Here is a 10947-nt window from a genome sequence, read left to right as displayed (position 1 = left end):
GCCCCACCCCGCCCGACTCGCGAACGGCACTTCGTTCAAGCCTGTTGAACGAGTGCCGTTCGCGGCTTCGGGAGGGGTACCGGGGCGGGTCAGGCCAGGAGGGCGATGGCGAAGGCCTCGGGCGGGAGGATCAGGGCGTTCTGCTCGGCGGCGGCGGGCTCGGAGGCGAGCAGGATGCGCGACACCGGCCGGTCGAGGGCGACCGTCGCGTCCTCGGCGCCGAGGTTCACCACGACCCGCAGCCGCCCGCGGTGCACGACGACGGTGCGCGCCTGCTCGTCGATCTCGACCTCGACGTTCTCCAGCCACGGGTCCGACAGCTCCGGCCAGGCCTTGCGCAACGCGATCAGCTCGCGGTGCAGGGCCAGCAGCGTCGCATGCGGCTCCTGGTTCTGCTCCTCCCAGTCGAGCTTGGAGTCGGTGAACGTGGTCTCGGCGTTCGGGTCCGGGACCTCGGCGTCGCCCCAGCCGTGCTCGGCGAACTCCGCGGTGCGGCCCTCCCGGACGGCGGTGCGCAGCGCCTCGTCGGGGAAGTAGGAGAAGAACTGCCACGGGGTGCGCGCGCCCCACTCCTCGCCCATGAACAGCATCGGGGTGAACGGGGAGGTGAACACGAGCGCGGCGCCGCAGGCCAGCAGGCCGGGGGGGACGGTCGCGGTGAGCCGGTCGCCGGTGGCCCTGTTCCCGATCTGGTCGTGGTTCTGCAGGTAGGCGAGGAACCGGTGGCCCGGGATCTTCGTGGTGTCGACGGGCGCGCCGTGGTTGCGGTTGCGAAAGCTCGACCACGTGCCCTCGTGCAGGAACGCCCGGCACAGCACGTGGCCCAGTCCGGTCAGTCCGGCGGCGGCGAAGTCGGCGTAGTAGCCCTGCGACTCGCCCGTCAGGGCCGTGTGCAGGCTGTGGTGGATGTCGTCGGTCCACTGCGCGTCCAGGCCGTAGCCGCCGCCCTCGCGCGCGGTGATCAGCCGGGGATCGTTGAGGTCGGACTCCGCGATCAGCGTGAGCGGCCGGCCGACGTGCGCCTCCAGCGCCGTCACCTCGACGGCGAGCTGCTCGAGCAGATGCGTCGCGCGGCTGTCGCGCAGCGCGTGGACGGCGTCGAGGCGCAGGCCGTCGACGTGGAAGTCGCGCAGCCACATGAGCGCGTTGTCGATCGCGTAGCGGCGGACCTCCTCGGAGTGGGGCCCGTCGAGATTGAGCGACGGTCCCCAGATGTTGCTGCCGGCGAAGTACGGGCCGAACCTGTCGAGGTAGGCCCCGGACGGGCCGAGGTGGTTGTAGACCACGTCGAGCACGACACCGAGCCCGCGGGCGTGCGCGGCGTCGACGAACCGTTTGAACCCGTCCGGACCGCCGTAGTTCTCGGTGACCGCGTACCAGCCCACTCCGTCGTAGCCCCAGTTCCGCGGCCCGTCCACGGCGTTGACCGGCAGCACCTCGACCATGTCGACGCCGAGGGTCACGAGATGGTCGAGCTTCTCGATCGCGGCGTCGAACGTGCCGGCCTCGGTGAAGGTGCCGATGTGCAGCTCGTAGAGCACGCTGCCGGCCAGGGTGCGCCCGGTCCAGGCCTGGTCGGTCCACCAGAACGCATTCTGGTCGTAGCGGCGCGACGCGGAGTGCACGCCGTTGGGTTGCCAGCGCGAGCGCGGGTCGGGAAGGGGCGTCTCGTCGTCGTCGAGCAGGAACGCGTAGGCGGTACCCGGACCGCTGTCCTCGACGTCCGCGCGCCACCACCCGCCCTCGACGCGGGTCATCGGATGCGTCGTGCCGTCGACCAGCACCCGGACCTTCTCCCGTTGCGGTGCCCACACCGCGTACTCAGCCACGCCGAGATCCTGCCGTCTGTGCCGGGCGGCCGCCGTACGGGCGGTGCCGATCGGGGTGTGAGACTCGCCCCGCTGCGCGCCCGCGGCCGGATAAACGGGACGGACGTGCCCATCGCGTGGCGCACCGTCCGGCGACCGGACGGTGCCCCCCGGGACGGGCGCCGGCGACGGCTAAGCCGGGCGGACCAGCAGGGCCACCGGGTAGCGGGCCAGCAGGGTGCCGAGCCGGGGCGCCGAGCCCTCCACCTCTTCGCCGGTGATCATGTCGTGCCAGTCCGTGGCCGCGTCGGGGAGCGGTAGCACGGTGTCTTCCCAGCCGCCCCGGGCCGCAAGCCCGACGGGGAGCCGGGTGGCCACGGCGACCAGCGACGACCCCCGCGCGAAGGCCACCGCGTGGGCCGCCGCAGGACCCTGCGCGGCGAGCGACCGGTAGCCGGAGAACAGCTCCGGGCGGTAGCGGCGCAGCCGGGTCCCGCTGACGGTGACCAGCAGCTTCGCCGCGCCCCCGGCGTCGACCTCGGGCAGCCAGCCCTCGTCGAGCCGGGCGAGCAGGGCCCGCCGGGCCGCGAAGTCCACCGGGCGCCGGTTGTCCGGGTCCACCAGCGAGTACTCGAACAGCTCGGTGCCCTGGTAGACGTCGGGCACCCCCGGTCCGGCCAGCTGCAGCAGCTTCTGGCCCAGCGAGTTCGACCGGCCGGGCCCGGCGATACGGGCCACGAACGCCTCGATCTCGGCGACGAGCTCCGCGTCGCCGAGCACCTGCTCCGGCCAGGCCGCGATCGCCTCGTCGACCTCGGCGACCGGCTCGACGTGGCTGGTGACGAGCTTGGCCTCCTTGGACGCCTTGCCGAGGTAGTCGCGCAGCCGCTCGGGGGAGATCGGCCACGCGCCGACCAGGCACTGCCAGGCCAGCAGCTCCAGCGACCGGTCGGGCAGCGGGTGCCGTGCCGACCAGCGGCGCAGCACGTCGGTCCACTCCCCGGGGATCTCGGCCAGCACCGCGAGGCGGGCCCGGACGTCCTCGGAGCGCTTGGTGTCGTGGGTCGACAGCGTGGTCATGGTGGCCGGGCGGCCGGCCTCACGCGCCGCCGCGGCGGCGTGGAACTCGGCGGGGGAGACGCCGAAGCGCGCCGGATCGCCGCCGACCTCGTTGAGCGCGACGAAGCGGTTCCACCGGTAGAACGCCGTGTCCTCGACGCCCTTGGCGGTGACCATGCCCGAGGTCTGCTGCACTCTGGTGGCGAGCAGGCCGGTGGGGTCGGCCAGCAGCGCGGCGTGGATGGCGGTGAGCACGCCGGCCAGGTCGGGCCGGGTGGCCCGGGCCGCCGAGACCGCGACGTCCAGCGCCGCTCGCTGCTCGGGCAGGTAGCTGCGGTAGACGGGGAACCCGCAGAGCAGCTCGGCCACCGCGGCACGCAGCGGCTCCGCGTGAGCGTCGGCGAGCGCGTCACCCTCCGCGCCATCTCCCGCAACGCCCTCCGCGGCGTCCCCGGCGGGGTGGCCCTGCTCCGACTGGATCGGATCAAGGCCACCTTGCTGCGACGAGGGCTGCTCGGGCGACGAGGGCTGCGCGGAGGTTCGTGGTGGGGTCGGCGCCGGCGTGGGGATCTGCGCCAGGGCGGCCGCGACCTCCGGCACTTGCCGGGCCACCTCGGCGATCCGCCGGACCTCCGCGGCCAGGATCGTGTCGGCCACCTCCCGGCGGGCCCGGTGCTCCGCGGCGTGCGCGGACACCTTCGACCCGGTGTGCTCGGCCGCGAACTGGGTGAGCAGCCCGGCGCCGTCCGGGTCGACGAACACGCCGCAGATCTCGCGCAGCGCCTCGTAGCCCGACGTGCCGTGCACCGGCCAGGACGCCGGCAGCTCCTCGCCGACCCCGAGGATCTTCTCGACCAGCAGCCACCGGTCGGGCCCGATCGCGGCGCGCAGCCGCCGCAGGTAGCCGCCCGGGTCGGACAGGCCGTCCGGGTGGTCGATGCGCAGCCCGTCGACGTCACCGGCGGCCACCCAGCGCAGGACCTCGCGGTGCGTCGCCTCGAACACCTCGGGGTCCTCCACGCGCACCGCGGCGAGCGTGGAGACGTCGAAGAACCGCCGGTAGGTCAGCTCCGCCGCGCCGCGCTTCCAGGAGGCGAGCCGGTAGTGCTGGCGCTCGTGCACCTCCTGGGCCGTGCCCTCACCGGTGCCGGGCGCGACCGGGAACGCATGCTCGTAGTAGCGCAGCTCCGACCGGTCCTCGGACAGGGCGAGCTCCGACAGCGCCTTCTCCTCGTTCGCGTCGAGGATCGGCAGCAGCAGCGGCCCGCTGTCCCAGTCGATGTCGAAGTACGACGCGTACCGCGACGACCGGCCGTGGGTGAGCACGTCCCACCACCACGGGTTGGCCTTCGCCACCTCGACGCCGACGTGGTTGGGCACGATGTCGAGCAGCAGCCCGATCCCGCGGGCACGCAGCGCCGCGACGAGCGCCCGGCGGCCCTGCTCTCCGCCCCGCTCGGCCGAGACCCGGGTCGGGTCGACGACGTCGTAGCCGTGGTTGGAGCCCGCGCCCGACTCGAGCAGCGGTGACGCGTACAGCGCGCCGATGCCCAGCGCGTCGAGGTAGGGCACGAGCTCGACGGCGTCGGCGAAGGTGGTGTCCTTCGAGAACTGCAGTCGATAGGTCGATCCGGGGATCGGGGTCCTCATGTGCTGGTTCACTCCGTCCGCTGCAGCACGAGAAGCGAGCGGGCCGGCACGGTGTGGGTGGCGCCGGCCTGCACCGTCGGGGGTTCGGTGGCCACCACGCCGGGCACCGTCGCGAGCGTGAGCACCTCGCCCGCCGCTGTGTCGACGACGATGGCCCACCGCGAGCCGTACTCCTTGCCCGGCAGGGTGACCTCGATGTCCTCCCAGTGCGCGTTGAAGCACAGCAGGAAGGAGTCGTCGGTGACCCGCTCACCGCGGGGGTCGACGTCGTCGATCGCGTCGCCGTTGAGGAACGCCGTGACGCACTTGCCGAAACCGGAGTCCCAGTCCTGCTCGGTCATCTCCTCGCCGGCGGGGGTGAACCAGGCGATGTCGGCCAGCGCACCCCGACGGCGCGGGGCGATCGGCCGCCCGGCGAAGAACCGGCGCCGGCGGAACACCGGGTGTGCGGCGCGCAACGCGGCCACCCCGGCCGTGAAGCCGACCAGCCCGGCGTTCTTCCCGGCCAGCGACCAGTCCATCCAGGCGATCTCGCTGTCCTGGCAGTAGACGTTGTTGTTGCCGTTCTGGGTGCGGCCCAGCTCGTCGCCGTGCAGCAGCATCGGGACGCCCTGGCTGACCATCATCGTGGTGATGAAGTTGCGCTGCTGGCGGGCGCGCAGCTCCAGAACCGCCGCGTCGTCGGTCGGGCCCTCCACCCCGCAGTTCCAGGAGCGGTTGTGGCTCTCGCCGTCGTTGCCGCCCTCGCCGTTGGCCTCGTTGTGCTTCTCGTTGTAGGACACCAGGTCGGCGAGGGTGAAGCCGTCGTGCGCGGTGACGAAGTTGATCGAGGCGAACGGTCGCCGGCCGTCGGCCTGGTACAGGTCGGAGCTGCCGGTCAGCCGGGAGGCGAACTCGCCGAGGGTGCCGGGCTCGCCGCGCCAGAAGTCGCGGACGGTGTCGCGGTACTTGCCGTTCCACTCGGTCCACAGCGGCGGGAAGTTGCCGACCTGGTAGCCACCGGGGCCGACGTCCCACGGCTCGGCGATGAGCTTGACCTGGCTGATCACCGGGTCCTGCTGGACGAGGTCGAAGAACACCGACAGCCGGTCGACGTCGTAGAACTCGCGGGCCAGCGTCGACGCGAGGTCGAAACGGAACCCGTCGACGTGCATCTCGGTGACCCAGTACCGCAGCGAGTCCATGATCAGCTGCAGGGTGTGCGGGTTGCGCACGTTCAGCGAGTTGCCGGTGCCGGTGTAGTCCATGTAGTAGCGGGGGTCGTCCTCGACGAGGCGGTAGTACGCCGCGTTGTCGATGCCGCGCATGGACAGCGTCGGGCCCATGTCGCTGCCCTCGGCGGTGTGGTTGTAGACCACGTCGAGGATGACCTCGATGCCCGCCTCGTGCAGGTCGCGGACCATCGCCTTGAACTCCTGCACCTGGCTCCCCGGCCTGCCGCCCGCCATGGCGTAGGAGTGGTGCGGGGCGAGGAACGCGATGGTGTTGTAGCCCCAGTAGTTGGCCAGGCCCTTCTCCTGCAGGTGGTGGTCGTTCAGGAACTCGTGCACCGGCATCAGCTCCACGGCGGTGACGCCGAGGTTCTTCAGGTGCTCGATCATCACCGGGTGCGCGAGCCCGGTGTAGGTGCCGCGCAGCTCCTCGGGGATCTCCGGGTGCTGGCTCGTCAGTCCCTTGACGTGCGCCTCGTAGATCACGGTCTCGTGGTACGGGATCCGTGGCGCGCGGTCGGTGCCCCAGTCGAAGAACGGGTTGACCACCACGGACTTCGGCACGAACGGCGCCGAGTCGTCGTCGTTGCGCGCGTCCGGGTCGCCGAACGGGTAGCCGAACACGGCCTCGTCCCACTCGACCGGGCCGTCGACGGCCTTGGCGTAGGGGTCGATGAGCAGCTTGTTGGGGTTGCAGCGCAGGCCCTGGGCCGGGTCGTAGGGCCCGTGTACCCGGAACCCGTAGCGTTGTCCGGGCTCGACGCCGGGCAGGTAGCAGTGCCACACGAAGCCGTCGACCTCGGTGAGCCGGATGCGCTCCTCGTTGCCCTCATCGTCGAACAGGCACAGGTCCACCCGCTCGGCGACCTCGGAGAAGATCGCGAAGTTGGTCCCGGCGCCGTCGTAGCTGGCGCCCAGCGGATAGGCGCTCCCTGGCCACGGCCGCATGAGTTCTCCATTTCCCGGCCGCGGCCGATGTGTAGTTCTGGTGTCACCCGGGGCGCCGTCGACCCGTTGGCCGCCACGCTAGCGGAGGTAGCGGCCGGTTCGCCGGTTACGACGCCCGCTCAGGGACGAGCAGAATCACATGTCCGCACGGTCACGGCGCCGACCAGCTCCCTCTACAGCGGGCCGGGATCGGGGAACAGGCGCAACTCGATGCGGCCCTCGACGGTGCCGGCGTCGATGGGGCCGAACGTCCGGGAGTCCACCGAGTCACCGCGGTTGTCGCCCAGCACGAACAGCTTCCCGGCCGGCACGACGAGCGGCCCGAGATAGACCCCGTCGAGCCGGCTCCGGTCGGCGTAGGGCTCGACGACCGCGGCCCCGTTCACCACGAGCACACCGTCCTCCAGGCCGACCTCGTCGCCGGCCACGGCGGCCACCCGCTTGACCATGAGACCGTCCCGGGTGGCGCCGGTGGGGTCGGTGAACGCGATGAGGTCGCCGCGGGCCGGGGTGAACTCACGGTGGTCGAGCACGACGTGGTCACCGGCGGCGAGCGTCGGTGCCATGCTGTTCGACGGGATCCGCACCGGTTCGAAGCCCAGCAGGCGGATCCCCACCATCGCGATGACCAGGCCTACCGCGACGGCGACGAGGATCCGGCCGAGCAGGCCCCGGCGGGGCGGCGAGGGGGACGTGCTCAGCTCAGGATCCCGGTAGCCCACGCCGCCCACACACCCAGGCCCACCAGCAGCACACCGTCGAGGATCCGGGCCCGCCACCGCTCCGCGGCGAGTGCGGCGAGCGCGGCGACGGTGATCAGTTCGAGGGTCACGACCGACATGCCGAGCAGGTCGGTGGCTTCCGGACGGTCGTTGAACTCGTGCAGCGGCAGCGTGGCGAGCCGGCTGACCACGTAGAGCACCACCAGGGCGACCGTCCCGCCGACCCCGGCCGCCAGCGTGCCCTGTGGGCCCCGGCGGCGCAGCCCCTCACCGAGTCCCGCCTGCACGAGTGCCACGCCGAAGAAGAACGCGGCGAGGAGCGTGCTGTGGTGCAGGTGGTCCAGGCCGACGACGACGTGCAGCGCCGCCGTGGTGTTCACGCTCCAGGTCGCGGCCCGGCGCCAGTTGCGCTCCGCGCGGTCGGCGGGCGCGGTCGGCGCCGCGGCGGCGGGCCCGATCCCGGCCATCACAGGTCCGGCAGCGGGTCGGGGATGCCGTACGGGGGAGCGGACGTGATGGGGTCATCGCCCTCGCCCTCGCTGTCACCGACGACCTCGAACTGGGTCATCATGTCGTGGTCCTCGTGCGGCAGGTTGTGGCAGTGGATCATGTAGCGGCCCTTGTGGGGGCCGAACCGGGCGAGCACCTTGACCGTCTCGTTCTCTCCGACGTAGACGACGTCCTTGGGGCCCAGCTCGTAGTTGAACGGTGCCTTGCCGTTGCGCTCGATGATCTTGAAGTCGACGAGGTGGATGTGCACCGGGTGGAACCAGCCACCGGACTTGTTGACGATCTCCCACTGCTCGACCGTGTCGAGCTTCGGCTTGGCGACGACCTTGCGGTAGTCGGACTTCACGACGTCCGCCCACGTGGTGCCGCTGATGACCCACTGCCCGTTCTTGCGCTCGACCTCGAGCTTGCGCTTCTGGACCGCCATCGCCGGGGCCAGGTCCATGGCCGGGGCCTGGGGGTTGAGCAGGCCGTCCGGGTCGGAGACGGCGTTGTCTGCCAGGCTCTTGGCCGGCCCGGTCACCTCGAACGCCATGATCTTGCCGGTGTTGTCGTAGTCGACGGAGTTCTTCACCCCGAGGTTGCGCAGCTCGACGCGCTGGCCCGGCTTGTACTTGGCGAAGTCGATGACGATCTCGTAGCGCTCGGCCATGCCCAGCCGCAGCTGGGCCGTGGTCTGCGGACGGACCATCAGGCCACCGTCGGTGCCGATCACCGTCATCGGGTCGCGGGTGGACAGCTGGAGCCGGAATCCGCGGGCCAGGCTCGCGTTGAGCACCCGGAACCGGTACTTGCGCTGCTCGACCTTCATCAGTGGCCACGGCACGCCGTTGACCAGGATGACGTCGCCGTAGAGCCCGGAGTGCCCGTTGTCGTCGTAGATGAACTCGCCGTTGGAGTTGAAGATCTTGTCGGTGAGGATGAGTGGTGCCTCGTAGTCGCCCTTCGGGATGGGCAGCGACTGCTCGAGCGGGTCGACGAGGTGGTACTGCGCGGCCAGGCCCATGTAGGCGTTCTCCGCGGTGTGGTGCACCCCGTGGTCGTGGTACCAGAGCGTGCGGGCGTCCTGGGTGTTCGGGTACCGGTAGGTCTTGACCTGGCCGGGCCGGGTGATGTCGCTGGCGTAGCCGTCGTACTGGGGCAGGGAGGCGGAGCCGTGCAGGTGGCACGAGGTCCACGCCTCGTAGCCCCACCTCGGGTGCCTCGCCGGCAGCTCGTTGGTCATGCGCAGGACCACCTCGCGGCCCCGGGTCGCCCGGATGGTCGGACCCGGGGAGATGCCCTCGTAGCCGAAGACCGGCGTCTTGACGCCGGGCAGGATCTCGGCGACGCCCGTCCGCTGGGCGATGTGGTAGTAGTCCGTCGTCGCGTCCGAGCGCACCGGCTTGATCACCGGCGGAACCTTGAACGGCAGGGTGTACGGCCTGGGCAGCTTGCTGCTCGCGATACGGGACGCCGACTTGGCGCTGACGACGCGCTCGAGGGGCAGCGCGACGGCAGCGGCGCCGAGCGCCGACAGCTTCAGCAGGTCTCGTCGGTTGAGGGCGTGCGCGGTCATGGGGTCCCCTGGTCGAGTCGGGCCACGGGTCCGGCGGGGGTCTGCCCAATCACCCGGTGTGGCGCTTACGTCGGGACCCATCGTGCGGCTCCGACCCGTCCGCGCTGCAGCCTCGCTCAGGGGCCCTGACACCCCCGAGATGTGGGGGGGTCAGCCGACTCCGGAACGTGCCGGGACCCGGGCCCGGGCCCGGCTGCCGCCCTCGGGCCCGGGCTCGATGCTGAACTGCCCGCCCAGCGCGTCGACCCGGTCGATGAGCAGCCGCAGGCCGAGGTGGCCGTCGGCGCGGCGGTCGAGGTGCTCCGGAGCGATCCCGACGCCGTCGTCGTCGACCTCGAGGCGAACGTCGCCCGGGTGGTCGGGATCCGGGCCCAGCCGTACGGTCACCGACCGGGCCTGCGCGTGCTTCTCGACGTTGGTCATGGTCTCGCGCGCGACCCGGTACAGCGCCGCCGCGGTGTCCGCGTCGAGCGCCGGGAGTGGCTGGACCTCCACGGTGACGTCGATCCCACGCTCGCGCAGGCGCGCGGCCAGGTCGCCGATCGCCCCGGACAGGCCGGACCCGGTGAGGTCCGGGGGATAGATGTCGACCATCAGCCGGCGCAGCTGGTCGACCGCGTGCCGGACCGCGGTGCCGACCGCATCGAGCACCGCGCGCCGGTGTTCGGGCACGTCACGGTGCAGCGCCCCGAGTGCGTACCCGGCCCCGGCCAGGTCCTGCACGACCCCGTCGTGCAGGTCGGCCGCGATCTGCCGGCGTTCACGCTCCGACGCCGACAACGCGCTCTCGAGCAGATGGGCGCGGTTGGCCTCGTGGCGGCGCACCCGGCGCGCCAGCGACACCGCGATGGGGATCTGCACCACCTGGAGCAGCACGAGGGCCCCGAGCGCGAGCGGTACGACCTGGGCTCCGAGCGTCGCCGCCTGCCGGTCGACCCGCTCCGCGCTGTAGTAGGCCTCGAAGGCGAGCGTGGGCTGGCGGGGCAGCCGCAGCGGTACGTAGACCTCGACGAACCCGGTCTCGTCCGGCACCGGGCCTGCTTCGGGCTGGTCCTCGAGTCCGGAGCTGGTCTCCGCCCGCTCGACCGCGGCGAGGACCTCCACCGGTGGCGGCAGGACGGCGCCGATGAGCGCCGGGTCGCTGGCGTAGACCACCGTGCCGTCGGCCTGCCAGACCGTCAGCTCCGAGAACAGCCCGTCCCGCAGCCGGCTCGCCACCTCCTCGTCGAGCTCCGCGCGCGCACCGGGGACCCCGGCGAGCGACCTCGCGAGCAGCGGGCCGATGACGAGGTCACCGAGTCGCTGCGTGGTCCGTTCCGCATCCGAGAGGGCCTCGGTTCGGGTGACCTGCCGGGCGCCGAACACGGCGCCGACGGACACCGCGGCCAGCGTGACGACGGCGACCAGGATGAAGATCACGATGTCGCGACGGACCCGTTGCTCGGCGCTCGACACCCAGCGGTCGTTCTCCGCCATCATCC

At 71.9% G+C, this 10947-nt stretch carries 7 protein-coding genes; all 7 read right to left on the bottom strand.

What is annotated here, in order from left to right; translation table 11 throughout:
• Nucleotides 1-89 precede the first annotated feature (89 nt).
• Nucleotides 90-1829, bottom strand: coding sequence for a malto-oligosyltrehalose trehalohydrolase (gene treZ, locus HF519_RS19135; protein WP_169414345.1), 1740 nt, complete (start codon nt 1827-1829; stop codon nt 90-92).
• 171 nt (nt 1830-2000) lie between these two features.
• Nucleotides 2001-4517 (bottom strand): alpha-amylase family glycosyl hydrolase, encoded by a 2517-nt coding sequence (locus HF519_RS31570; RefSeq protein WP_246244532.1) that lies wholly within the window; start codon nt 4515-4517, stop codon nt 2001-2003.
• An 8-nt stretch (nt 4518-4525) separates the two neighbouring features.
• Entirely contained in the window at nt 4526-6676 is a 2151-nt protein-coding gene (gene glgX, locus HF519_RS19120) for a glycogen debranching protein GlgX (protein WP_169414344.1), read from the bottom strand.
• A 173-nt stretch (nt 6677-6849) separates the two neighbouring features.
• Nucleotides 6850-7398, bottom strand: a complete 549-nt coding sequence (gene lepB / locus HF519_RS19115; protein ID WP_312860208.1) for a signal peptidase I — start codon at nt 7396-7398, stop codon at nt 6850-6852.
• On the bottom strand, nt 7374-7865 hold the full coding sequence (locus HF519_RS19110; RefSeq protein WP_169414343.1) for a hypothetical protein: 492 nt from the start codon (nt 7863-7865) through the stop codon (nt 7374-7376). Before HF519_RS19110 ends, lepB begins: the two co-directional genes overlap by 25 nt.
• Nucleotides 7865-9466 carry a multicopper oxidase domain-containing protein gene (locus HF519_RS19105; RefSeq protein WP_169414342.1) on the bottom strand — a complete coding sequence of 534 codons (1602 nt, stop codon included), beginning with the start codon at nt 9464-9466 and terminating at the stop codon, nt 7865-7867. The genes HF519_RS19110 and HF519_RS19105 overlap by 1 nt, the downstream gene beginning before the upstream one ends.
• A 150-nt stretch (nt 9467-9616) precedes the next feature.
• Entirely contained in the window at nt 9617-10945 is a 1329-nt protein-coding gene (locus tag HF519_RS19100; RefSeq protein ID WP_169414341.1) for a sensor histidine kinase, read from the bottom strand.
• Nucleotides 10946-10947 lie beyond the last annotated feature (2 nt).

Source organism: Pseudonocardia bannensis, from assembly GCF_012911875.1.
In the GTDB taxonomy this organism is placed as follows: domain Bacteria; phylum Actinomycetota; class Actinomycetes; order Mycobacteriales; family Pseudonocardiaceae; genus Pseudonocardia; species Pseudonocardia bannensis.
Note: the sequence above shows the minus strand (reverse complement) of the source record. Positions and strands in the feature narration are given on the sequence as shown.